This is a genomic window from Clavibacter sepedonicus (assembly GCF_000069225.1).
Lineage (GTDB): Bacteria > Actinomycetota > Actinomycetes > Actinomycetales > Microbacteriaceae > Clavibacter > Clavibacter sepedonicus.
Window position 1 is genome coordinate 1,468,185 of sequence record NC_010407.1, and the last position, 23,367, is coordinate 1,491,551.

Consider the following 23,367-nt stretch of genomic DNA (forward strand, 5'->3'; position numbering starts at 1 on the left):
CCGCTCCGCACCAGCACGTCCCCACGCAAGGAGAGCCAGCCCATGGCCACGCTTCTGTACCGGCTCGGCCGGATCTCGTTCCTCCACCCGTGGCGCGTCGTCGCCGCGTGGATCCTCGTCCTCGGCATCCTGCTCGGCGGCGGCCTCGCGCTCGGCGGCAAGACCCAGGAGTCGTTCTCGATCCCGGGCACCGAGTCGCAGGAGGTCATCGACCGGCTCGCCGCCGTGTTCCCGCAGGCCGCGGGCGCGAGCGCGCAGATCGTGACCGAGGCACCGGCCGGCGCGAAGGTCACCGACGACGCCGACAAGGCCGCGATCGAGGCGACCGCGAAGGCCGCGGGCGAGGTCGACGGCGTCGCGACGGCGCTCTCGCCCTTCTCCGAGTACGCGAGCGACGCCGTGTCCGACGACGGCACCGTGGCGATCACGACCGTGCAGTTCTCCGGGCAGAGCGACCAGGTGACCACCGCGACGCTCGACGCGCTGAAGGAGTCGGCGCAGGCGGCCGAGGACGCGGGGCTCACGGTCTCGTTCGGCGGCCAGGTCTTCCAGGACATCCACTACGGAGTGACCGTGACGGAGGCGTTCGGCGTGCTCTTCGCGGGCCTCGTGCTCGTGCTCACCTTCGGCTCGATGCTCGCGGCCGGGCTGCCGCTCATCGGCGCGCTGGTCGGGGTGGCCGCGTCCGCGGGCGCGCTGCTGGCCGCGTCGAAGTTCGTCACGGTGTCGAGCGCGTCGCCGCTGCTCGCGGTGATGATCGGCCTCGCGGTCGGCATCGACTACGCGCTCTTCATCCTCATGCGGCACCGCACGCAGCTCGCCAACGGCATGCCCGTCGAGCGCTCGGCGTCGACCGCGGTGGCGACGGCAGGCAGCGCCGTGATCTTCGCGGGCGTGACGGTGATCATCGCGCTGCTGGGGCTCCTCGTGGTGCAGATCCCGTTCCTCACGGTGATGGGACTCGGCGCGGCGTTCGCGGTGCTGCTCGCCATGGGCGTCGCGACGACCCTGCTGCCGGCGATGCTCGGCCTCGCGGGGGAGCGCCTCCGGCCGAAGGAGGGCTCGCGGGCCGCCCGCCGCGCGAAGGCGCAGTCCGAGGGGACGCAGCGCACGCTCGGCGCGCGATGGGTGAAGATCGTCACGAAGGTGCCGATCATCCCCGTCGTGATCGTGATCGGCATCGCCGGCCTCCTCGCCGTGCCCGCGTCGCAGCTGCAGCTCGGGCTGCCGAGCGGGGCGACCGAGCCCGCCGGATCCACCAGCCGCGTCGCGTACGACACCGTCTCCGACGCGTTCGGACCGGGCCACAACGGGCCGCTCGTCGTGCTCGTCGACATCACGCAGACCACCGACCCGATCGGGGTGCTCGGGGAGATCGGCGACGAGATCCGCGGGCTCGACGACGTGGCCTTCGTCGGCACCGGCACGCCGAACCCGTCGGTCGACACCGCGATCATCCAGGTGCTGCCGGACAGCCCGCCCGAGTCCGCGGAGACGACCGCGCTCATGCAGTCGATCCGCGACCTCGCGCCCGGCCTCCACGACCGCTACGACACCCGTGTCTCCGTCACGGGCACGACCGCGGTGCAGAACGACATCTCGCAGCGGCTCGACCAGGCGCTCGTGCCGTTCGGCATCGTGGTGGTGGGGCTGTCGATCATCCTGCTGATGATCGTGTTCCGCTCGATCTTCGTGCCGATCAAGGCGGCCGTCGGCTTCCTGCTGAGCGTCGTCGTGTCGTTCGGCACCGTGGTCCTGATCTTCCAGGACGGCGCGTTCGCGGACGTCCTCGGGGTGACGCCGGGCCCGATCCTGAGCTTCATGCCGATCCTGCTCATGGCGATCCTGTTCGGGCTCGCCATGGACTACGAGGTGTTCCTCGTCTCCGGGATGCGTGAGGACTTCGTGCACCACGGCGATGCGAAGCGCGCCATCGTCACCGGCTTCTCGGGCGCGGCCCGCGTCGTGACGGCGGCCGCCCTCATCATGTTCTTCGTCTTCGCGGCCTTCGTGCCCGAGGGCGCGGGCGTGATCAAGACCATCGCGCTCGGGCTCGCGGTCGGCATCTTCTTCGACGCCTTCCTCGTGCGCATGACCCTGGTGCCCGCGGCCATGGCGCTGCTCGGGAAGCGGGCGTGGTGGATCCCGCGCTGGCTCGACCGGATCCTGCCCGACGTCGACATCGAGGGCGAGGGCCTCCGCGAGCGCCAGGACGACGTGGACTGGGCCCGGGCGTCCGGCGCCGCCGTCGCGACCGAGCGGCTCGTCGTGGGGGTGCCGGGCCGACGGCTCGCGCCCGTCGACCTCAGCGCACCGGCCGGATCCCTCGTGCTCGTCGAGGGCGACGTCGCCGACCGGCGCCTCCTCGGGGCGACGCTCGGCGCCCGGCTCGCGCCGCTGTCCGGCCGCGCGCACGTCGCCGGGCACCCGCTCGCCTCGGAGGCCGGCCGCGTGCTCACGAGCGTGGCGATGGCCGACCTCGGCCGCGTCGACCGGGTGGACTCGGGGGTGACCGTGGGCGACCTGCTCACGGAGCGCATCGACCTGTCGGAGCCGATGGGCCGCCGCCGCGGCGCCCGCGCGCGCCAGGCGGAATGGCTCGGCCGGATCGACCAGGCGGCCGACGCCGCGGGGGCCCGCCGCATCGGCGCCGACGACCCCGTCGGATCCCTCCTGCCGCTCGAGCGCGCCATCGCCCTGACCGCCGTCGCCGCCTCGGGGCGCGCCCCGGTGCTCGTGCTCGACGTGGTGGATCCCTTCCCGGACGCCGCCGCCGAGCGCGCGTTCCTCGCCGCCCTGCCCGCCCTCGTGCACGAGAGCACGACCGTCCTGCTGGGCGCGCCGTGGTTCCCGGACGAGCACGGGATCCCGGGCAGGCCCACCGTGCGCCTCCGCCTCCACGCGGAGGATGCGCCCGCTCCCGACGCCGACGAGCGCCCCGACACCGACCAGCCCGTCACGACCGGCAAGGAGACCCGCCGATGACCACCCGCACCGTACGCCGACGGCTCGCCGTCGCCCTCGTCGCGATCGTGCCCCTCGCGGTCGCCGGCCTCTTCATCGGCTCGCTCTCCGACGTGGCGAAGGGCGTCGAGCGCGTGCCCGCCGCCATCGTCAACCAGGACGAGATCGTGCAGCAGAAGGCCGCGGACGGCACCGAGTCGCCCGTGCTCGCGGGCCGCCTGCTCGTCACGCAGCTGACCAGCGACGACAACCAGGCCTTCGACTGGACCATCACCAACGCCGACGAGGCCCAGCGGATGCGCGACGACGGCGAGGTCTACGCGGTGCTGACGGTGCCGAAGGACTTCTCCGCGTCGATCGTGTCGCTGTCGACGGACGCCCCGAAGCGGGCCGACATCAGCGTGAAGACGGACGACGCGCACGGCTACCTGACGGGCGCGGCCACGCAGGCCGTGGGCGTCGGCATGACGAGCGTGTTCGGCAACGCCATCACCTCGCAGTTCGTCTCCGGCATCTACACGACGTTCGGCGGCCTCAAGGGATCGCTCACGGACGCGGGGGCGGGCGCCGACAAGCTGGCCGACGGCGCCACCCAGCTCTCCTCCGGCGCGACGACGCTCGGCGATGGGATCACGCAGCTCGGCGACGGCGTCGGGCAGTCCCAGCAGGGGGCGTCGAAGCTGGCGGACGGGCTCGGCACGTACACGGGTGGCGTCTCGCAGCTCTCCTCCGGGCTCGACCGGCTGCAGACCGGTGCCGCGGGGCTGTCGCAGGTCTCCGACGGCGTCGGGCAGTACGCGGGCGGTGCCGGGCAGATCGCGGCGCAGGTCCAGGGGATCCGGCAGCAGCTCGCCGCGAACCCGCAAAGCGCGCCCATCGCGGCGCAGCTCGAGCCGCTCGAGCAGGGGCTCGACCAGTACGCGGCGCAGGGGCAGACCCTCGCGACGCAGGCGGCCGCCGGGATCCAGGGCGTGCAGCAGGGCATCGGGCAGAGCGCGTCCGGCGCGTCGCAGCTCGCGGCCAACGGCGGAGCGCTCGTCTCGGGCGCGCGCCAGCTCAGCGACGGCCTCGGCCAGCTGCGCATCGGAACGACCTCGGCGGCGACGGGTGCGGGCGACCTCGCCACCGGCGCGGACGCGCTGTCCTCCGGCGCGACCGAGCTCGGCACCGGCCTCACGCAGGGCGCGGAGCAGATCCCGTCGCTCGACGCCGACCAGGCGTCCCAGGCGTCGGGCGTCGTCGCGGATCCGGTCGGCCTCACGGTCGAGCGCGAGAACGAGATCGGCAACCCGGGCGACGCGATCGCCGCGATCTTCGTGCCCATCGGCCTCTGGCTCGGCGCGTTCGCGACCTTCCTCGTGCTGCGCCCGGCGGCCCGCCGGCTGCTCGCGTCGTCGGCCGCGACCGGCCGCGTGATGGGGCGCGTGCTCGCGCGCGCCGCCCTCATCGCGCTCGCCCAGGTCGTCCTGCTCGTGGCGCTCGTGCACGCCGCCCTCGGGCTCTCCCTCGCGCTGCTGCCCGCCACCCTCGGGTTCGCCGCGGTCGCCGCGGCGGCCTTCACGGCGATCCACTACCTGCTCCGGCAGGCGTTCGGCCGGGCCGGGCTCGTGGTGTCGCTGATCCTGCTGGCCATCCAGGCCGCGGCGATGGGCGGCGTGATCCCGCTGCAGCTCGTGGCCGCGCCGTTCCAGGCGATCAGCCCGTTCCTGCCGCTCACCTACGCGGCGTCGGGGATGCAGGCGATCATCGCGGGTGGCGCCCCGGGGGTGGCGTGGAGCGCGGCGGGCGTGCTGGCGGTGTTCCTGCTGCTGAGCCTCGCGGTCTCGTACCTGGTGACGCGGCACTCGCGTCGGGCGAGGAGCCTCGGGCTCGTGCCCGGGGCGTCGCCGGCCTCGGTCGCCGTCGCCGTCTGATGATCCGCCTCGGCGGCCGGTCCTCGTGGGCCGGTCGCCGGGCGGATCCATGCAAGCCCGTGCCCGTCGCGATGCCCGTATCCGCCTGAGAACCATTCTCAGAAAACGGGCACCATGCGCATCCCCTCCTCGTCGCCGCCGGCGTCACCGCCCTCGGCCTCCTCGCGGGCTCGCTCGCGGCATCCGCCCCCGCCGCCGACGCGGCCCCTCGCGCCCGCTGGCTGCTCGTGGCCGACCCGTCCGCTCACGCCGTCTCCGTCGTGGACGACTCGACCGGGCGCATCACCGGCGCGCTGCCGGGCGCGGCCCTGGGCACGCACGCGGGCGTGATCCAGATGGGCCACGGCCGGGTGGCCTTCGTCGACGAGTCCGGGCCCCGCCTCGACGTGGTCGACATCGCCTCGTCCGGCGTCCTGCGCATCGCGTCCTCCACCCCGATCCCCGCGGTCGCCGGCACGTGGACCCGGGCCGGCTGGATCGCCGACGACCCCGGCCACCGCTTCGTCGCGGTGGGCTCCGACATCGACGGATCCACCACGCAGCAGGTCACGGTCGTCGACACCCGGGGGCACGTGGCGCGCACCGCGACCATCCGCACCAGCGAGGTGACGCTCGCCACGACGGGGGCGCGCGGCACCGAGGAGATGGAGACCTTCCTCGTCGGCTCGCCGCTGCGGCTCGTCGTGACGGCGGGCGGGCGATTCGACTCCTACGACGTGGCGGCCATCCTCCGTGGTGACACGGCTCCCGCGCCCGTCGCCACGACCCCGCTCGGCGCGTACCCGCACGGCCCGGTCGCCGACGCGCGCGGCACCGCGATCGGCTCGACGCTCCACGACGGGATCGAGACGGTGCCGCTCACGCGCGGCGGGTTCGGCGCCTCCATCGCGCGCCCCTACCCCGAGCCCGCCGTGCAGAGCTACCGGCCGCGCATGGCGCCGGACGGCGAGACGGCCGTGGGCACGCAGACCGGCACGGGTCCGGGTGCGCCCACCCTGCTGACGTCGTCGTCGATGCACGGCGCGGGCGTCGCGAGCGTGGCCCTCGGGTCGGGCACGTCCACGCGGGCGGTCGTCACGCCCGGGTACGCCGCGGCGGTCGTGACCGCGGGCGGCGTCGACACGCTCTCCCTCGTCGCCCGCGGCCGCGCGGGCCTGTACGACGGCACGGTCACCACCGTGCGGCTCCCGGCCCTCGGCCAGTCGCCGGGCGCCGGATCCGCCGCGCGCTTCCTCGCCGCGTCCGACGACGGCTCGGAGCTGTTCCTGTCCCGGGCGGGCACGGGATCCGTCCTCGAGATCGACGTCGCGGGCACGACGGCGACCGTCCGCGGCACGATCGCCGTCCCGTCCGCTCTCGCGGACGGCGGCTACCTCGCCACGGTGGACCCGCACCAGCGGCCCTACGACCTCAGCGGGCGCTGACCGCGGATCCCGCCCGCACGCACGACGAGGGCCGCCCGGACATCCGGGCGGCCCTCGTCGTGCGTCGTGCGGGTCGCTACAGCGCGAGCGCGATGCGCCCGCTGAACACGCGGGTCACGGGCGGAGCGGCCAGCACCTCGCCGAGGCGGGCGGCGCCTTCGGGCGTGGCGCGCCAGGCGACGTACGCGTCGTGGTCGGCGGTCGACGCCCACTGCTCCACGACGATCATGCGGGCCGGGTCGGCGTCGTCGACGAGGACGTCGAGGCCCTCGTTGCCCGCGAAGGCGCGGGTGGCCTGGAGGGTCTCGGCGAGGACGTCGGCGACGTCGGCCAGGCGGCTCTCGTCGACCTGGATCTCGAGGTGCACGGTGGTGCTCATGGTGTCTCCGGTCCCGACGGCGGGCGGGCGGGGCCGCGCGCGACGTCGATCATGTGCGGGGACGATCCCCTCGTCCATCCAACCCCTCGCGGGTGCGCGGCAGTCCCGACCGGCGCGGGCGGGCGTGTCGGCCGAGGACGGGGCCGACCGTCGGGCGGGCGACGCGGGCGCGGGATCGGGACGCTCCGCGGATCACCTGTCGCGGCGGAGGGCGGTGCGGAGCCGCTGGTACCCGGACACCACGGGCGGCGCGACGGGCGTCTTCTCCGGCGCGGTGTCGAGTCGGAGCTGTCGCTGCGCGAACTCGCGCGTCTCGATGAGCATGGCGAGCCGCTGGTCCTCGGTCTTGGCCTTGCGGGTGTTGACCTCGGCGACGACGCCGCCCTGCCAACCCTGCTCGGCGAGCCAGCGCAGCGTCTCCGCGACGGGCTGCGTGCCGCGGCCGGGGAGGAGGTGCTCGTCGAGGATGCGGCCGTCGTCCTGCGAGCCGGAGCCGTCGCAGAGGTGCACGTGGCGCAGGCGCGGTCCGAGGGCCTTGGCCATCTCGAGCGTGTCCTGGCCGGAGAGGGAGGCGTGCGAGAAGTCGAGCGTGGTGGCGCCGCAGTCCATGTCCCGCGGATCCCATCCGGGGGAGTACGCCTTCATGCTGCGGCCGGCGACCTGCCACGGGAACATGTTCTCGACCGCGATCTCGACGCCGGTCTCCGCCTGGATGGAGCGCACGATGTCGAGGAACGACTCGGCGTAGCCGGCCTGCCAGCGGAACGGCGGGTGCACGACGACGGCGGGCGCGCCCACGGCACGGGCGAGCTCGGCGGACCGCTCCAGCTTCACCTTCGGGTCCCGGCCCCACACGAAGTGCGTGAGCAGCAGGACGGGCGCGTGGATGGAGAGGATCGGTAGGCCGTGCTTCTCCGTCAGGGCGCGCAGGGCGTCGGCGTCCTGGGTGACCTCGTCGTTCGTCACCATGATCTCGACGCCGTCGAATCCGGCGCGCTTGGCCATGACGAAGGCGTTCTCGACGGGCTGGGGGTACACGCAGGTCGTGCTCATGCCTACTCGGATCACGTCGGCGAGCGTACCTGCCGCCGCTGGGCCGGAGGGGTACACGGGCGGTCCGGCGCGTGTCGGATGCGCGACGCGGACAGCCGCGGTCGGCATGCTGGATCGGACGGGAGGGCGGCGGCAGCGCCGCCCTCGATGAGAGGGAGCGGGCATGGCGGCTGCGGGATCGGGCGGGCACGGGAGCACTGACGCGTTCCGGAAGGAGCGGCTCGACGCGCCGCGCGGCTTCTTCGAGGCCGAGGCCGCGGGGCTCGCCTGGCTGGCGGAGGTGGAGCCCGCCGGGGGCGCGCGCGTGGTACTGGTGCTCGACGTCGCGCCCGGCCGCATCGAGCTCGAGCGCCTCGCGCCCGCCCGGCCGACCCGGGACGCCGCCCGCGCGCTCGGCGCGGCGCTCGCCGTCACGCACGACGCCGGCGCGCCCGCCTTCGGGTCCCCGCCCGCCGGGCTCGACGGCCCGGCCTTCATCGGCCGACAGTCGCTCTCGGTGCTCGCCGGCGCCGATGCCGGGGACGACCCGGGGGAGGGCTGGGGCGCCTGGTACGCCCGCGAGCGCGTGCTGCCGTACCTCCGTCGCGCGGTCGACGCCGGCAACGCGACCTCCGCGCAGGCGGCCGACGTGGAGCGGGCTTGCGACCTCGCCGCCGACGGCCGGTTCGACGACCCGGCGCCGCCCGCGCGGATCCACGGCGACCTCTGGTCGGGCAACGTGCAGTGGACGGACACCGGTGCCGTCCTCATCGACCCGGCCGCCCACGGCGGCCACCGCGAGACCGACCTCGCGATGCTCGCGCTCTTCGGCTGCCCCGGCATCGACGACGTCCTCGGCGCGTACGCGGACACCGGATCCCTCGGCGCCGGCTGGCGCGCCCGCATGCCGCTGCACCAGCTGCATCCGCTCGCCGTGCACGCCGCGTCGCACGGACCGTCCTACGGCGACGCGCTGCACGACGCGGCCCGCGCGGTGCTCCGGATGTGACGCCGACGGACGAGAGACCCCCGGTCAGGCCGGGGTGAGGCTGGTACCCTGGACCCACCGAGCAGGTACCACAGAGCTCTGCGCAACCGAGACGGGAACCGTGACTCCGCCACCCTCATCCACGCCCTCCGCGACCGAGCCGACGACCGAGCCGAGAACCGCCGACGCGCACGACGGCGACGTCGAGCCCGGCGCCTACGACCTCGTCGTCGTGTCCAACCGCCTCCCCGTCGACCGCGTGGTCGCGGCCGACGGCACCACCTCCTGGCGGCACTCGCCGGGCGGCCTGGTCACGGCGCTCGAGCCCGTGATGCGCGCCAACGAGGGCGCGTGGGTCGGCTGGCCGGGCATCGCCGACCACGACGTCGAGCCGTTCGTCGACGCCGGCATCTCGATCATCCCCGTCACGCTCACCGAGCAGGACCTCGCCGAGTACTACGAGGGCTTCTCCAACGACACCCTGTGGCCGCTGTACCACGACGTCATCGCGCAGCCGAGCTACCACCGCGAGTGGTGGGACACCTACGTGACGGTCAACCAGCGCTTCGCCGACGCCGCCGCGAAGGCCGCCGCGCCCGGCGCCACCGTGTGGGTCCAGGACTACCAGCTGCAGCTCGTGCCGAAGATGCTCCGCGAGCAGCGGCCGGACCTCACCATCGGGTTCTTCAACCACATCCCGTTCCCGCCCTACGGCATCTACTCGCAGCTGCCCTGGCGCACGCAGATCATCGAGGGGCTGCTGGGCGCCGACGTCATCGGCTTCCAGCGCGTCGCCGACGCCGGCAACTTCACGCGCGCGGTCCGGCGGCTCTTCGGGTACACGACCCGCGGATCCACCGTCGACGTGCCCGTGCGCGGCGGCATCCCGCTCACCGTCCCCGGCACGAAGCCGTCGAAGCCCGTGCGCGAGCTGCGCACGCGCCAGGTCGTCGCCAAGCACTACCCGATCTCGATCGACGCGCGCAGCTACGAGGAGATGGCCAAGGACCCCGCCATCCAGGAGCGCGCCCGCCAGATCCGCGCGGATCTCGGCGACCCGAAGACGATCCTGCTCGGCGTCGACCGGCTCGACTACACGAAGGGCATCGGCCACCGCCTGAAGGCGTTCGGCGAGCTCCTCGCCGAGGGCCGCGTCACGGTGGAGGACGCGACGCTCGTGCAGGTGGCGAGCCCCAGCCGCGAGCGCGTGGAGACGTACAAGCAGCTCCGCGACGAGATCGAGCTCACGGTCGGCCGCATCAACGGCGACTACGGCTCCATCAGCCACACCGCCATCAGCTACCTGCACCACGGGTACCCGCGCGAGGAGATGGTGGCGCTCTGCCTCGCGGCCGACGTCATGCTCGTCACCGCCCTCCGCGACGGGATGAACCTCGTCGCCAAGGAGTACGTGGCCACCAAGCACTCGAACGAGGGCGTGCTCGTGCTCAGCGAGTTCGCGGGCGCCGCGGACGAGCTGAAGGCCGCGCTCCTCGTGAACCCGCACGACATCGAGGGCCTCAAGGAGGCGATCCTCCGTGCCATCGAGATGCCGAAGGCCGAGCAGCGCAAGCGCATGCGGTCGCTCCGCAAGCGCGTGTTCGAGAACGACGTGACGGCCTGGTCGAGCTCGTTCCTCGCCGACCTCGGGCGCACGCACGCCGCCTCGATCCACGAGGGACCCGACGAAGAGGTCGTCGAGCCGCTCATGGACGAGGGCTGGTAGCGCGCGTGGCCGAGCTGACCACCGACATCCAGGCCAAAGGAGGCCGCGGGTTCCCCGGCCGCCTGTTCGAGGCGCTCACCGAGCTCGCGCGCACCCCGCGCCTGCTGGTCGCGCTCGACTTCGACGGCACGCTCGCCCCGGAGGTCGACGACCCCGAGAAGGCGCGCGCGGTCCCCGAGGCCCGCGCCGCGGTGCTCGCGCTGCTCGCCCTGCCGCGGACGCGCGTCGCGCTCGTGTCCGGTCGCGCGCTCCGGAGCCTCGAGGCCGTGGCCGACCTGCCGGACGACGTGCTGCTCGTCGGGTCGCACGGGGTGGAGATCCGCCTCGACACCGACGACATCGAGCTCACCCTCGACGAGGGCGAGCTCGCCCAGCGCGGCGTGCTGTCCGACGTGCTCGGCCAGGTCGCCGACTCGCTCGACGAGGTCTGGATCGAGGAGAAGCCCGCGGGCTTCGCCCTCCACACGCGCCTCGCCACCGAGAAGCACAGCCGCATCGCGCACCTCGTCGCCACGCAGGAGGCGCACGCCGAGGTCGAGGGCCTCAAGGTGCGCTCGGGCAAGGACGTGCTGGAGTTCAGCGTCCGGCACGCCACCAAGGGCGAGGCGGTCGAGCACCTGCGCCGGTACGCCGAGGCGACGGCCGTCTTCTACGCGGGCGACGACGTCACCGACGAGGACGCGTTCGCCGCGCTCCAGGCCGGCGACCTCGGGCTCAAGAGCGGCACGGGCGCCACGGCGGCGGACTTCCGCGTCGACGGCCCGCACGACGTCGCGCGCGTGCTCCAGGTGCTCGCCGACCTCCGCGCCGAGCCGGCCGTCCATCCCGACTGAGGCGGCCGCCCCGGTCTCTCAGGTAGGGCTCAGGTAGACTGGGGAAATAGCCGACTCGCGAGAGGAGACCGCACGTGATCGTCCTCCTCGCGGTGTTCCTGCTTGCCTCCGTCGGCATCCCCCTCCTCGCCCGCGTGCTCGGCGTGCGCGCGTTCGTCGTCGCCGCCCTCGTGCCGGCGGCCGCCTTCGCCTACACGATCGCGCAGGGCCCGACCGTGCTGCCCGACGGCGAGGTCGTCGAGCGCGTCGAGTGGATCCCGTCGCTCGGCATCACGCTCGACATGCGGATGGATGCGCTGTCCTGGCTCCTCTCCCTCGTCGTCACGGGCGTCGGCGCCCTGGTGCTCCTCTACTGCGCGCGCTACTTCCGCAGCTCGGAGGAGGGCCTCGGCCGGTTCGCGGGGCTCCTCGTCGCGTTCGCGGGCGTCATGTTCGGTCTCGTCCTCGCCGACGACGTCTTCGTGCTCTTCACCTTCTGGGAGGCGACGAGCGTCCTCTCCTACCTCCTCATCGGCCACTACACCGGCAAGAAGGCGAGCCGCGGCGCCGCGCTGCAGGCGCTCCTCGTCACCACGGCGGGCGGGCTCGCGATGCTCGTGGGCCTCGTCATCCTGTCGGTCACCGGGGGCACCACGAGCCTCGCCGCGCTCGTGGCCGACCCGCCCGGCGGCCCGCTGATCCCCGTCGCGATCGTGCTGATCCTCCTCGGCGCGCTCTCGAAGTCCGCCCTCGTGCCGTTCCACTTTTGGCTGCCCGCCGCCATGGCCGCGCCGACCCCGGTGAGCGCGTACCTGCACGCCGCCGCCATGGTGAAGGCCGGCATCTACCTCATCGCGCGCCTCGCGCCCGGCTACGCCGACGTGCCCGGTTGGCGCGTGCTGCTCGTGGCGCTCGGCGTCGCGACGATGCTCGTCGGCGGCTGGCGCGCGCTGAAGCAGATGGACCTCAAGCTCGTCCTCGCGTACGGCACGGTCAGCCAGCTGGGGTTCCTCACCGTGGTGGTCGGCTACGGCACGCGCGACGCCGCGCTCGCGGGCGTCGCCCTACTGCTCGCGCATGCGCTGTTCAAGGCGACCCTGTTCCTCGTCGTGGGCGTCGTCGACCACCGGGCCGGGACACGTGACCTCCGCAAGATCAGCGGGCTCGGCCGGAAGGCCCCCGTGCTCGCGGTCATCGCGGCCCTCGCGCTCGCCTCGATGGCGGGCCTGCCGCCCTTCCTCGGCTTCGTCGCGAAGGAGGCCGTGCTCACGGCGCTCCTGACCGACGCGGAGCAGGGCGGCGGGCTCGGCTGGGTCGCGCTCGTCGGCGTCTCCGTCGGCTCCTGCCTCACCGTCGCCTACAGCGCGCGCTTCATGTGGGGCGCGTTCGCCCGCAAGCGGGGCGTGGCCGAGGTCCAGCCCGTGCACGAGCACCTCGACTTCCTCGTGCCGCCGGCCGTGCTCGCCGTCACCGGCCTCGTGCTCGGGTTCCTCGCCTCCTCCGTCGACGGCTGGATCGCGGGATACGCGGACACGCTCCCGGCCGTGAGCGCCGGCGCCTCCGGGGAGCCCGACCACACGTACCACCTCGCGCTCTGGCACGGGATCGAGCCGGCGCTCCTCATCTCCGCGGGCACGCTCGTGGTCGGCCTCACGATGTTCCGCCTCCGCGACGGGGTCTTCGCGCTGCAGTCGCGCGTGCCGTCCTGGATCGACGCGGCCCGCATCTACTGGGCGTCGATGCGGCTCATCGACCGGGTCGCCGCGCGCACCACCGCGACCACCCAGCGCGGCTCGCTGCCGTTCTACCTCGGCGTGATCCTGCTCGTGCTCATCGGCTCGGTCGGATCCGCGCTCGCGCTCAACCGCTCCTGGCCGACCACCGCCGTGCCCTTCGACCATCCGGCGCAGCCCGTGATCGGCGTCGTGATGATCGTCGCCGCGATCGCCGCCGCCCGCGCAGGCAAGCGCTTCCAGGCCGTCGTGCTCGTGGGCGTCACGGGCTACGGCATGGCCGCGCTCTTCGCCCTGCACGGCGCGCCCGACCTCGCGCTCACGCAGGTGCTCATCGAGACGATCACGCTCGTGGCCTTCGTCCTCGTGCTCCGCCGCCTGCCCGTGCGGCTGGGGGAGCGGAACCGGTCGGTGCACCCGATCTGGCGCGCCTCCATCGGCATCGCGGTCGCCGCCCTCATGTCCACCGTCGCGGTCGTCGCGCTCGGCGCCCGCGTCGCGTCGCCCATCTCGCTGGAGTTCCCGCGCCTCGCATACGAGCAGGGCCACGGCAGCAACGTCGTCAACGTCACGCTGGTCGACCTCCGCGGCTGGGACACCATGGGCGAGATCTCGGTGCTCATCGTCGCGGCCACGGGCGTCGCGAGCCTCATCTTCCTCAACCGCCGCACCGACTCCCTGCCGCGCCTCACCGCGCCGTCGCGCCGCAGCCTCATCGCGCGGCTCGCCGGACGGCGCGACCCGCAGGGCGCCGAGGCGCCGCTCGAGGTCGAGCACGGCGTCGGTGGGCCGCGCATGGACGCGCGCGACGCGGTCACGGACTCGCACCGCGACCAGCGCAGCCCGTGGCTCCTCGCGGGCCGCACGCTCGCGCCGCAGAACCGGTCGATCCTCCTCGAGGTCGTCGTCCGGCTCCTCTTCCACAGCCTCATTGTTGTGTCCGTCTACCTGCTGTTCGCGGGCCACAACCTGCCGGGCGGCGGATTCGCCGGCGGGCTCCTCGCGGGCATGGCCCTCGTCGCGCGGTACCTCGCGGGCGGCCGCTACGAGCTCGGGGCCGCCGCGCCCGTCGACGCCGGACGCGTGCTCGGCACGGGCCTCGTCTTCGCGGTCGGCACGGCGGTCGTCCCGCTGGTCTTCGGCGCCGACGCGCTCACCTCCACGTGGATCGACACCGAAGTGCCCTTCGTCGGCCACGTCGAGTTCGTCACGAGCACCTTCTTCGACGTCGGCGTCTACCTCGTCGTCGTCGGCCTCACGCTCGACGTGCTCCGCAGCCTCGGCGCGGAGGTCGACCGCCAGGTGGAGAGCGACCGGACGGTCGAGCAGGGAGCGGACGGCATGGAGACCGAGCAGGGGGTGAGCGTGTGAGCGTCTCCGTCACCCTCATCGTGATCATGGCCGCGCTGTACGCCACGGGCATCTACCTCATGCTCGAGCGCAGCATGACGCGCGTGCTCCTCGGCTTCCTGCTGGTGGGCAACGCGACCAACATCCTCATCCTCATCATGTCCGGACGCGTGGGGCTCGCGCCGATCTACGACCCGGACGTGGATCCGTCGGAGTACGCCGACCCGCTGCCCCAGGCCCTCATCCTCACGGCCATCGTCATCACCTTCGGCGTCTCGGCCTTCCTCATGGCGCTCATCTACCGCTCCTGGCGGCTGGCCAACGCCGACGTGGTGACGGACGACGAGGACGACCTCGCGATGCGCGGCCCCCGCACGGGACTCGGCGAGGAGCCGACCGTCCCCGACGACGACGACACCGAGTTCGGCACCAACGCCGAGGCCGCGATCGCGTCCGCCCGGAAGCTCCGCGACAACCGATCCGACCTGGAAGAGGCCATCGACGACTCCGCCGACGACGACGACCGCGACTTCCGCACGCAGCGCGCCGAGAAGCGGACGGGGGACGACCGATGACGATCTTCCAGACGCTCATCCCGCTCGTCGTGCTCGTGCCGCTGCTGGGTGCGGCCGCTGCCCTCGTCGCCGCGCGCCAGCGCCGCCTGCAGGTCGCCGTCTCGGTGCTCGCGCTCGTGATCGTCGTCGCGCTCAGCGCCGTGCTCCTCGTGCTCGTCGACCAGCAGGGCGGCCAGTCCGTCGAGGTCGGCGGGTGGGCCGCGCCCTTCGGCATCGTGCTCGTGGTCGACCGGCTGTCGGCGCTCATGCTGCTGATCTCGTCGATCGTGCTGCTCGCCGTGCTCATGTTCTCGATCGGCCAGGGCCTCGAGGACGGCGACGGCGAGACGCCGGTGTCCATCTTCAACCCGACGTACCTGATCCTGGCGGCGGGGGTCTTCAACGCCTTCGTCGCGGGCGACCTCTTCAACCTCTACGTCGGGTTCGAGATCCTCCTCGTGGCGAGCTACGTGCTGCTGACGCTCGGCGGCACGGAGGCGCGCATCCGCGCGGGCGTCACGTACATCGTGGTGAGCCTCGTCTCGTCGATGCTGTTCCTCGCCTCCATCGCCATGATCTACGGCGCGCTCGGCACGGTGAACATCGCGCAGATCTCGGTGCGGCTCGACGAGATCCCGCCGGACGTGCAGCTGATCCTGCACATCATGCTGCTGGTCGCGTTCGGCATCAAGGCGGCCGTCTTCCCGCTGTCGTTCTGGCTGCCGGACTCCTACCCGACGGCGCCCGCGCCCGTGACCGCGGTGTTCGCGGGGCTCCTCACCAAGGTCGGCGTCTACGCGATCCTCCGCACGGAGACGGTCATGTTCCCGACCGACCAGCTCTCCACGGCGCTCATGGTGGTCGCGGCGCTCACGATGGTCATCGGCATCCTCGGCGCGGTCGCCCAGGCCGACATCAAGAGGCTGCTCTCGTTCACGCTCGTGAGCCACATCGGCTACATGATCTTCGGCATCGCGCTCAACACGGTGGCGGGCATGACCGCGACCATCTACTACGTGATCCACCACATCGTCGTGCAGACGACGCTGTTCCTCGCCTCCGGCCTCATCGAGCGCACGGGCGGCAGCACCTCGATCAACAGGCTCGGCGGCCTGCTCAAGGCGGCGCCCGTGATGGCGATCCTGTTCTTCATCCCCGCGCTCAACCTCGGAGGCATCCCCCCGTTCTCGGGCTTCATCGGCAAGGTCGCGCTCTTCGACTCGGGTGCCGAGGTCGGCGGCTGGCTCACGTACGCGGTCATCGCGGCGGGCGCCGCCACGAGCCTCCTCACGCTCTACGCCCTCGCCCGCGTCTGGAACATGGCGTTCTGGCGCGGCGCCGAGGAGGTCGAGGACTACGAGTCGCCACTGCTCGACCAGCTCTCCGAGCGGCCGGGCGGCGAGGCCGTGACGACCGTGCGGAAGACGCCCGTGCTCATGACGGGCGCGACGGCGGGCATGGTCGTCGTGAGCGTGACGCTCACCGTCTTCGCGGGTCCCGTGTACGCCCTCGCCGAGCGTGCGGGCGAGAGCCTCACCGGCCCCGGGTCCGGCAACGGATCCGGCGAGCTCGGCTACGTCGAGACCGTCTTCCCGGGAGGCGTCGAATGAGCCCCCGCAAGGCCAGGGCCCGCGCCGAGCGGCTCTCGCTCCTCGTGCAGCTGCCGCTCCTCGTCTGGCTCGTGATCCTCTGGCTCCTGCTCTGGGGCCACGTCACGGTGATCTCGGTGGTCACCGGCATCGTCCTGGCGCTGCTCGTCACGCGCGTGTTCTACCTGCCGCCGGTCGAGCTGTCCGGCCGGTTCGACATCCGCTGGGCGGCCATCCTGCTCGGCCACTTCGCGGTCGACCTCGTGCGCGCGTCGTTCCAGGTCGCCGCCATGGCCTTCGACTGGCGCCGCGTGCCGGTCAACTCGGTCATCGCGGTGCACCTGCACACCCGCAGCGACTTCGTCATGACGCTCACGGCCGAGCTCGTGTCGCTCGTGCCGGGCTCGATCGTCGTCGAGGCCGACCGGGAGCGCTCGATCCTCTACCTCCACGCGCTCGGCACCTCCACGCCGGAGGAGGTGGAGCGCGTCCGGGAGACCACCCTGCAGGTCGAGAGCCGCATCGTCTTCACGCTCGGCACCGCCGACGACGTGTGGCGCGTCAACCGCGACCGGCGCGAGTCCGGCCGCGAGCCGCTGCTGCAGACCCGCACGCAGCGCGCGCACGAGCTGGTGCGCGACCGCGACCTCGAAGCGGGGCTCATCACCACCACGGGGGAGGAGCTCGCATGAGCATCGTGATGCAGGTCGGCTGGGTCGTCGTCGGCGCCCTGTTCTTCTCGACCGCCGCGATGGCGCTCGTGCGCATCGTTCGCGGCCCGAGCATCCTCGACCGGATCATCGCGTCCGACGTGCTGCTCACCACGCTCATCTGCGTGCTCGGCGCCGAGATGGTCTACAACGGCCACACCCGCACGGTGCCCGTGATGCTCGTGCTCGCGATGACCGCGTTCCTCGCCACGGTGGCCGTCGCCCGCTACGTCTCGAAGCAGGACCCGTCGTGAACGGCATCCTCGTGTCCGGCCCGCTTGCCGACGCCCTCGACGTCGTGAGCCTCGTGCTCCTCATCCTCGGCGGCGTGCTCTCGGTGGCCGCGGGCGTCGGGCTCCTGCGCTTCCCGGATCCGCTCGCCCGCATGCACGCGGCCACCAAGCCGCAGATCCTCGGCGTGATCCTCGTGCTCCTGGCGCTCGCCCTGCAGTCGCAGAGCCTCAGCACGGTCGCGATGCTCGTCCCGGTGCTCCTCTTCCAGATGCTCACGGCGCCGATATCCGCGCACATGGTCGGCCGCGCGGGCTACCGCCTCCGCCACTTCCTCCGCGAGGACCTCCTCGTCGACGAGCTCGAGGAGGCGATCGACCGTGCGCACGACGAGCTGCGCGAGGCCGACGAGGTGGACGCGTCGACGCTGCCCGTCGGTTCCGCGGAGAACATCGCCGCCGAGGAGGCGGGCCACGTCACCGGCGGCGCGGGGCCCCGTGACGCGGAGTCGCACCTGGCTCCGACGACCGCGGTCCCGGGTCCCGACGGCCGCGACGGCGACGCGGACGCGGCCCGCCTGCCCCCGGGCATCGGCTGACCCGCACGCGGGCCCGCACGTCGCCCCAGGAGGCCGGGACTGCTCCACGGCAGGACATAAACTCATGCCATGCCTGAGATCGACATGAAGCCCCGGAGCCGCGACGTCACCGACGGGATCGAGGCCACGTCCTCGCGGGGCATGCTCCGCGCCGTCGGGATGGGCGACGAGGACTGGGAGAAGCCCCAGATCGGCGTCGCCAGCTCCTGGAACGAGGTCACCCCCTGCAACCTCAGCCTCGACCGCCTCGCGCAGGGCGCCAAGGAGGGCGTCCACGCGGGCGGCGGCTACCCGCTCCAGTTCGGCACCATCTCCGTCAGCGACGGCATCGCGATGGGCCACGAGGGCATGCACTTCTCGCTCGTCTCGCGCGAGGTCATCGCCGACAGCGTCGAGACCGTGATGATGGCCGAGCGCCTCGACGGATCCGTCCTCCTCGCTGGCTGCGACAAGTCGCTGCCCGGCATGCTCATGGCCGCGGCCCGCCTCGACCTCTCCTCCGTGTTCCTCTACGCGGGATCCATCGCCCCCGGCTGGGTGAAGCTCTCCGACGGCACGGAGAAGGAGGTCACCATCATCGACGCCTTCGAGGCCGTCGGCGCGTGCAAGGCCGGCACGATGAGCCAGGAGGACCTGACCCGCATCGAGAAGGCCATCTGCCCGGGCGAGGGAGCCTGCGGCGGCATGTACACCGCGAACACCATGGCGAGCGTCGCCGAGGCCCTCGGCATGAGCCTCCCGGGATCCGCCGCCCCGCCGAGCGCCGACCGCCGCCGCGACTACTTCGCGCACCGCTCGGGCGAGGCCGTCGTCAACCTCATCGCGAAGGGCATCACCGCGCGCGACATCATGACCAAGGAGGCGTTCGAGAACGCCATCTCCGTGGTCATGGCGTTCGGCGGATCCACCAACGCGGTCCTTCACCTCCTCGCCATCGCGCGGGAGGCCGAGGTCGACCTGCAGCTGTCCGACTTCAACCGCATCGCCGACCGCGTGCCGCACCTCGGCGACCTCAAGCCGTTCGGCCGCTTCGTCATGAACGACGTCGACCGCGTCGGCGGCGTCCCCGTGGTCATGAAGGCGCTGCTCGACGCGGGCCTCCTGCACGGCGACGTCATGACCGTCACCGGCCGCACCATGCGCGAGAACCTCGAGGCGATGGACCTCGCGGACCTCGACGGCACGGTCATCCGCAAGATGGACGACCCCATCCACGCCACCGGCGGCATCAGCGTGCTGCACGGCTCGCTCGCCCCCGAGGGCGCCGTCGTCAAGACCGCCGGTTTCGACCTCGACGTGTTCGAGGGCCCGGCCCGCGTCTTCGAGCGCGAGCGCGCCGCCATGGACGCGCTCACCGAGGGCCGCATCTCGAAGGGCGACGTCATCGTCATCCGCTACGAGGGCCCCAAGGGCGGCCCCGGCATGCGCGAGATGCTCGCCATCACGGGCGCCATCAAGGGAGCCGGCCTCGGCAAGGATGTACTACTCTTGACGGACGGTCGATTCTCAGGCGGCACAACCGGACTGTGCATCGGCCACATGGCTCCCGAAGCGGTGGACGCAGGTCCCGTCGCCTTCGTGCGCGATGGAGACCGGATCCGCGTCGACATCGCCGCTCGCACGCTCGACCTACTGGTCGACGAGGCCGAGCTCGCCGCCCGCCGTGAGGGGTGGGCACCTCTCCCGCCGCGCTACACGCGCGGAGTCCTCGCCAAGTACGCCAAGCTCGTGCACTCGGCCGCCGAGGGCGCGATCACGGGATGACCCCCTCCTCACCTCCAGCACCATCAGCCAGGAATCGCGCACCCATGCCAGCTCTGCCCACCCCGCCCCCCACGCCGCAGGCGCCGACCGCCCACCAGGGCGACGAGATCCTCACGGGGGCCCAGGCGGTCGTCCGCACCCTCGAGCTCCTCGGTGTCGACGACATCTTCGGCCTCCCCGGCGGCGCCATCCTCCCCACCTACGACCCGCTCATGGACTCGACGAAGCTGCGCCACATCCTCGTCCGCCACGAGCAGGGCGCCGGTCACGCCGCCGAGGGCTACGCGTCCTCGAGCGGACGCACCGGCGTTTGCATCGCGACCTCCGGTCCCGGCGCCACGAACCTGGTCACGGCCATCGCAGATGCCTACATGGACTCGGTGCCGCTCCTCGCGATCACGGGCCAGGTCTTCTCCACCCTCATGGGCACCGACGCCTTCCAGGAGGCCGACATCGTGGGCATCACGATGCCCATCACGAAGCACAGCTTCCTGGTGACGCGGCCCGAGGACATCCCGTCGACCATCGCGTCGGCCTACCACATCGCCTCCACGGGCCGCCCGGGCCCCGTGCTCGTCGACATCACCAAGGACGCGCAGCAGCTCGAGGCGCCGTTCCACTGGCCGCCGAAGATCGACCTGCCCGGCTACCGTCCCGTCGCCAAGGCCCACGGCAAGCAGATCCAGGCCGCCGCGCAGCTGCTGGTCGAGGCGAAGAAGCCCGTCCTCTACGTGGGCGGCGGCGTGATCCGCGCCAAGGCGCACGAGGAGCTCCTCGCGCTGGCCGAGGCGGTCGGCGCCCCCGTCGTCACGACGCTCATGGCGCGCGGCGCGTTCCCCGACTCCCACCCGCAGCAGCTCGGCATGCCCGGGATGCACGGCACGGTCCCCGCGGTGCTCGCGCTGCAGGAGTCCGACCTGCTCGTGTCCCTCGGCGCCCGGTTCGACGACCGGGTCACGGGCAAGGCGTCGCTCTTCGCGCCGAACGCGAAGGTCGTCCACGTCGACGTGGACCCGGCCGAGATTTCCAAGATCCGCATCGCCGACGTCCCGATCGTGGGCGACGCGAAGGACGTCATCGCCGACCTCGCGGTCGCGTTCCGCGAGGCGAAGGCCGCCTCCGCGGTCGAGCAGGACATCGCCGACTGGTGGACCTACCTCGACGGCCTCCGCGAGGAGTTCCCGCTCGGCTACACGCCGCCCGAGGACGGCCAGCTCGCGCCGCAGTACGTCATCCAGCGCATCGGCGAGATCACGGGGCCGGAGGGCGTGTTCGCCTCGGGCGTCGGCCAGCACCAGATGTGGGCGGCGCAGTTCATCAAGTACGAGCGCCCCAACTCGTGGCTCAACTCCGGCGGGGCCGGCACCATGGGCTACTCGGTGCCCGCCGCGATGGGCGCCAAGGTCGCCCAGCCGGACCGCCACGTGTGGGCCATCGACGGCGACGGCTGCTTCCAGATGACCAACCAGGAGCTCGCCACCTGCACGATCAACGACATCCCGATCAAGGTCGCGATCATCAACAACTCGTCGCTCGGCATGGTGCGCCAGTGGCAGACCCTCTTCTACGAGGGCCGCTACTCGAACACCGACCTCAACACGGGAGGCGGCACGCGCATGGTGCCCGACTTCGTGAAGATGGCCGACGCGTACGGCGCCCTCGGGATCCGCGTGACGAAGCCCGAGGAGGTGGACGACGCGATCCGCCTGGCGCTCGCCACCAACGACCGGCCCGTCGTCATTGACTTCGTGGTCAGCCGCGACGCGATGGTGTGGCCGATGGTGCCGCAGGGTCTCAGCAACAGCGCCGTGCAGTACGCCCGCGACCACGCGCCCGACTGGGACGACGACCTCGCGGAGACCGGGAGGACCGAGAAGTGAGCCACATCCTGAGCCTCCTGGTGGAGGACAAGCCCGGACTCCTCACCCGCGTCGCGGGCCTGTTCGCCCGCCGCGGCTTCAACATCGAGTCGCTCGCGGTCGGTGCGAGCGAGATCGAGGGCCTCTCCCGCATCACGGTCGTCGTGGACGTCGAGGCGCTGCCGCTCGAGCAGGTGACGAAGCAGCTCAACAAGCTGATCAACGTCATCAAGATCGTGGAGCTCGATCCCGGCCAGGCCGTCGAGCGCGAGCACCTGCTCGTGAAGGTGCGCGTCGACAACGTGACGCGCTCCCAGGTGCTCGAGGCCGTGAACCTCTTCCGCGCCCGCGTGGTCGACGTGGCCACCGACGCGTTGATCATCGAGGTCACGGGCGACTCGGGGAAGGCCCAGGCCCTCCTCCGCGTGCTCGAGCCGTTCGGCATCAAGGAGCTCGCGCAGTCGGGGCTCCTCGCCATGGGCCGGGGATCCAAGTCCATCACCGACCGCGTCTTCCGCACCGCCTAGGACCGACCCGGCGGGACGCGGGGTCGGGCGCTAGGCTCCCCCCCGCGCCGCGACCTCCGTCCGCCGCACTCCCACGCACGTACCCGCCCGCACGACCCACGCCCCGCCGAGCGCGGGGCGGCCAGGCACGACCGCCCCTCGCACCTCCCGCGGGGACGACAGAACAAGGAGATCCATCACGTGACTGACATCGTCTACGACAAGGACGCCGACCTCTCGCTCATCCAGGGTCGCAAGGTGGCCGTCATCGGCTACGGCTCGCAGGGCCACGCGCACGCGCTGAACCTCCGCGACTCCGGCGTCGAGGTCGTCATCGGCCTCAAGGAGGGCTCGACGAGCCGCGCCAAGGCCGAGGAGCAGGGCTTCACGGTGAAGACGCCGTCCGACGCGTCCGCGTGGGCCGACGTGATCGTCATCCTCGCGCCCGACCAGCACCAGCGCGGCCTCTACGCCGACAGCGTGCGCGACAACCTCACCGAGGGCAAGACGCTCGTCTTCGCCCACGGCTTCAACATCCGCTTCGGCTACATCGAGGCGCCCGAGGGCGTCGACGTCGTCCTCGTCGCCCCCAAGGGCCCGGGCCACACCGTGCGCCGCGAGTTCGAGGCCGGCCGCGGCGTGCCCGTCATCGTCGCCGTCGAGGTCGACGCGTCGGGCAAGGCGTGGGACCTCGCGTGGTCGTACGCCAAGGGCATCGGCGGCCTCCGCGCCGGCGGCATCCGCACGACCTTCACCGAGGAGACCGAGACCGACCTCTTCGGCGAGCAGGCCGTGCTCTGCGGCGGCACCTCGCAGCTGGTGCAGTACGGCTTCGAGACGCTGATCGAGGCGGGCTACCAGCCGCAGATCGCGTACTTCGAGGTGCTGCACGAGCTCAAGCTCATCGTCGACCTCATGTGGGAGGGCGGCATCGCGAAGCAGCGCTGGAGCATCTCCGACACGGCCGAGTACGGCGACTACGTCTCCGGCCCGCGCGTCATCTCGCCGGACGTCAAGGAGAACATGAAGGCCGTCCTCGCGGACATCCAGTCCGGCGCGTTCGCCGACCGCTTCATCAAGGACCAGGACGCCGGTGCGCCCGAGTTCCTCGAGCTGCGCAAGAAGGGCGAGGAGCACCCGATCGAGTCGACCGGCCGCGAGCTGCGCAAGCTCTTCGCGTGGAACAAGGCCGACGACGACTACACGGACGGCTCGGTCGCCCGCTAGCCGACGCC

Annotated in this window: 18 protein-coding genes; 16 read left to right on the forward strand and 2 right to left on the reverse strand. The window is 72.5% G+C overall.

Features of this window, described 5'->3' with window-relative positions; genetic code table 11:
- Window positions 1–42: 42 nt before the first annotated feature.
- From CMS_RS06920 to CMS_RS06930, 3 genes are all read left to right on the forward strand, one after another.
- Window positions 43–2,985, forward strand: coding sequence for an MMPL family transporter (locus CMS_RS06920; RefSeq protein WP_012298777.1), 2,943 nt, complete (start codon window positions 43–45; stop codon window positions 2,983–2,985).
- A complete protein-coding gene (locus CMS_RS06925; protein WP_012298778.1) occupies window positions 2,982–4,877 on the forward strand; it encodes a YhgE/Pip domain-containing protein in 1,896 nt (631 codons plus the stop codon). Before CMS_RS06920 ends, CMS_RS06925 begins: the two co-directional genes overlap by 4 nt.
- A gap of 227 nt (window positions 4,878–5,104) precedes the next feature.
- Window positions 5,105–6,301 carry a hypothetical protein gene (locus tag CMS_RS06930; protein WP_012298779.1) on the forward strand — a complete coding sequence of 399 codons (1,197 nt, stop codon included), beginning with the start codon at window positions 5,105–5,107 and terminating at the stop codon, window positions 6,299–6,301.
- A gap of 76 nt (window positions 6,302–6,377) precedes the next feature.
- Here the strand turns inward: CMS_RS06930 and CMS_RS06935 are convergent, their stop codons facing one another.
- Together CMS_RS06935 and CMS_RS06940 are read right to left on the reverse strand one after the other, a co-directional pair.
- Entirely contained in the window at window positions 6,378–6,680 is a 303-nt protein-coding gene (locus tag CMS_RS06935) for a putative quinol monooxygenase (RefSeq protein ID WP_012298780.1), read from the reverse strand.
- Window positions 6,681–6,872: 192 nt separating this feature from the next.
- Window positions 6,873–7,748 carry a sugar phosphate isomerase/epimerase family protein gene (locus CMS_RS06940; protein WP_041464930.1) on the reverse strand — a complete coding sequence of 292 codons (876 nt, stop codon included), beginning with the start codon at window positions 7,746–7,748 and terminating at the stop codon, window positions 6,873–6,875.
- A 148-nt stretch (window positions 7,749–7,896) separates the two neighbouring features.
- On the opposite strand from CMS_RS06940, the gene CMS_RS06945 reads away from it, so the two are divergent.
- The 13 genes from CMS_RS06945 (at window position 7,897) to ilvC (ending at window position 23,359) form a co-directional block, all read left to right on the forward strand.
- Window positions 7,897–8,721 (forward strand): fructosamine kinase family protein, encoded by an 825-nt coding sequence (locus tag CMS_RS06945; RefSeq protein WP_012298782.1) that lies wholly within the window; start codon window positions 7,897–7,899, stop codon window positions 8,719–8,721.
- Between the two features lie 100 nt (window positions 8,722–8,821).
- On the forward strand, window positions 8,822–10,426 hold the full coding sequence (locus CMS_RS06950; RefSeq protein ID WP_012298783.1) for an alpha,alpha-trehalose-phosphate synthase (UDP-forming): 1,605 nt from the start codon (window positions 8,822–8,824) through the stop codon (window positions 10,424–10,426).
- A 5-nt stretch (window positions 10,427–10,431) separates the two neighbouring features.
- Complete coding sequence (otsB, locus tag CMS_RS06955; protein ID WP_012298784.1) at window positions 10,432–11,259, forward strand: trehalose-phosphatase; 828 nt, start codon at window positions 10,432–10,434, stop codon at window positions 11,257–11,259.
- Window positions 11,260–11,333: 74 nt separating this feature from the next.
- Entirely contained in the window at window positions 11,334–14,342 is a 3,009-nt protein-coding gene (locus tag CMS_RS06960; RefSeq protein ID WP_041464499.1) for a Na+/H+ antiporter subunit A, read from the forward strand.
- Complete coding sequence (locus CMS_RS06965; RefSeq protein WP_012298786.1) at window positions 14,339–14,896, forward strand: Na(+)/H(+) antiporter subunit C; 558 nt, start codon at window positions 14,339–14,341, stop codon at window positions 14,894–14,896. Before CMS_RS06960 ends, CMS_RS06965 begins: the two co-directional genes overlap by 4 nt.
- The gene (locus CMS_RS06970; RefSeq protein WP_012298787.1) at window positions 14,893–16,485 is read left to right on the forward strand and encodes a Na+/H+ antiporter subunit D; all 1,593 of its coding nucleotides are present in this window, start codon (window positions 14,893–14,895) and stop codon (window positions 16,483–16,485) included. The genes CMS_RS06965 and CMS_RS06970 overlap by 4 nt, the downstream gene beginning before the upstream one ends.
- Window positions 16,482–17,156 carry a Na+/H+ antiporter subunit E gene (locus tag CMS_RS06975; RefSeq protein ID WP_012298788.1) on the forward strand — a complete coding sequence of 225 codons (675 nt, stop codon included), beginning with the start codon at window positions 16,482–16,484 and terminating at the stop codon, window positions 17,154–17,156. Before CMS_RS06970 ends, CMS_RS06975 begins: the two co-directional genes overlap by 4 nt.
- Window positions 17,153–17,428 (forward strand): monovalent cation/H+ antiporter complex subunit F, encoded by a 276-nt coding sequence (locus tag CMS_RS06980; RefSeq protein WP_012298789.1) that lies wholly within the window; start codon window positions 17,153–17,155, stop codon window positions 17,426–17,428. Before CMS_RS06975 ends, CMS_RS06980 begins: the two co-directional genes overlap by 4 nt.
- The gene (gene mnhG / locus CMS_RS06985) at window positions 17,425–18,003 is read left to right on the forward strand and encodes a monovalent cation/H(+) antiporter subunit G (protein WP_012298790.1); all 579 of its coding nucleotides are present in this window, start codon (window positions 17,425–17,427) and stop codon (window positions 18,001–18,003) included. Before CMS_RS06980 ends, mnhG begins: the two co-directional genes overlap by 4 nt.
- 69 nt (window positions 18,004–18,072) lie before the next feature.
- Entirely contained in the window at window positions 18,073–19,767 is a 1,695-nt protein-coding gene (gene ilvD / locus CMS_RS06990) for a dihydroxy-acid dehydratase (RefSeq protein ID WP_012298791.1), read from the forward strand.
- Between the two features lie 44 nt (window positions 19,768–19,811).
- On the forward strand, window positions 19,812–21,647 hold the full coding sequence (locus tag CMS_RS06995) for an acetolactate synthase large subunit (RefSeq protein WP_012298792.1): 1,836 nt from the start codon (window positions 19,812–19,814) through the stop codon (window positions 21,645–21,647).
- The gene (ilvN, locus tag CMS_RS07000) at window positions 21,644–22,153 is read left to right on the forward strand and encodes an acetolactate synthase small subunit (protein ID WP_012298793.1); all 510 of its coding nucleotides are present in this window, start codon (window positions 21,644–21,646) and stop codon (window positions 22,151–22,153) included. Before CMS_RS06995 ends, ilvN begins: the two co-directional genes overlap by 4 nt.
- Window positions 22,154–22,333: 180 nt before the next feature.
- A complete protein-coding gene (gene ilvC, locus CMS_RS07005; RefSeq protein ID WP_012298794.1) occupies window positions 22,334–23,359 on the forward strand; it encodes a ketol-acid reductoisomerase in 1,026 nt (341 codons plus the stop codon).
- The last annotated feature ends 8 nt before the right edge of the window (window positions 23,360–23,367 follow it).

Coding starts and splice junctions, on each gene's coding strand:
- CMS_RS06920 (WP_012298777.1), top strand. CDS start 43: ATGGCCACGCTTCTGTACCGGCTCGGCCGGATCTCGTTCCTCCACCCG.
- CMS_RS06925 (WP_012298778.1), top strand. CDS start 2,982: ATGACCACCCGCACCGTACGCCGACGGCTCGCCGTCGCCCTCGTCGCG.
- CMS_RS06935 (WP_012298780.1), bottom strand. CDS start 6,680: ATGAGCACCACCGTGCACCTCGAGATCCAGGTCGACGAGAGCCGCCTG.
- CMS_RS06945 (WP_012298782.1), top strand. CDS start 7,897: ATGGCGGCTGCGGGATCGGGCGGGCACGGGAGCACTGACGCGTTCCGG.
- CMS_RS06970 (WP_012298787.1), top strand. CDS start 14,893: ATGACGATCTTCCAGACGCTCATCCCGCTCGTCGTGCTCGTGCCGCTG.
- CMS_RS06975 (WP_012298788.1), top strand. CDS start 16,482: ATGAGCCCCCGCAAGGCCAGGGCCCGCGCCGAGCGGCTCTCGCTCCTC.
- CMS_RS06980 (WP_012298789.1), top strand. CDS start 17,153: ATGAGCATCGTGATGCAGGTCGGCTGGGTCGTCGTCGGCGCCCTGTTC.
- ilvD (WP_012298791.1), top strand. CDS start 18,073: ATGCCTGAGATCGACATGAAGCCCCGGAGCCGCGACGTCACCGACGGG.
- CMS_RS06995 (WP_012298792.1), top strand. CDS start 19,812: ATGCCAGCTCTGCCCACCCCGCCCCCCACGCCGCAGGCGCCGACCGCC.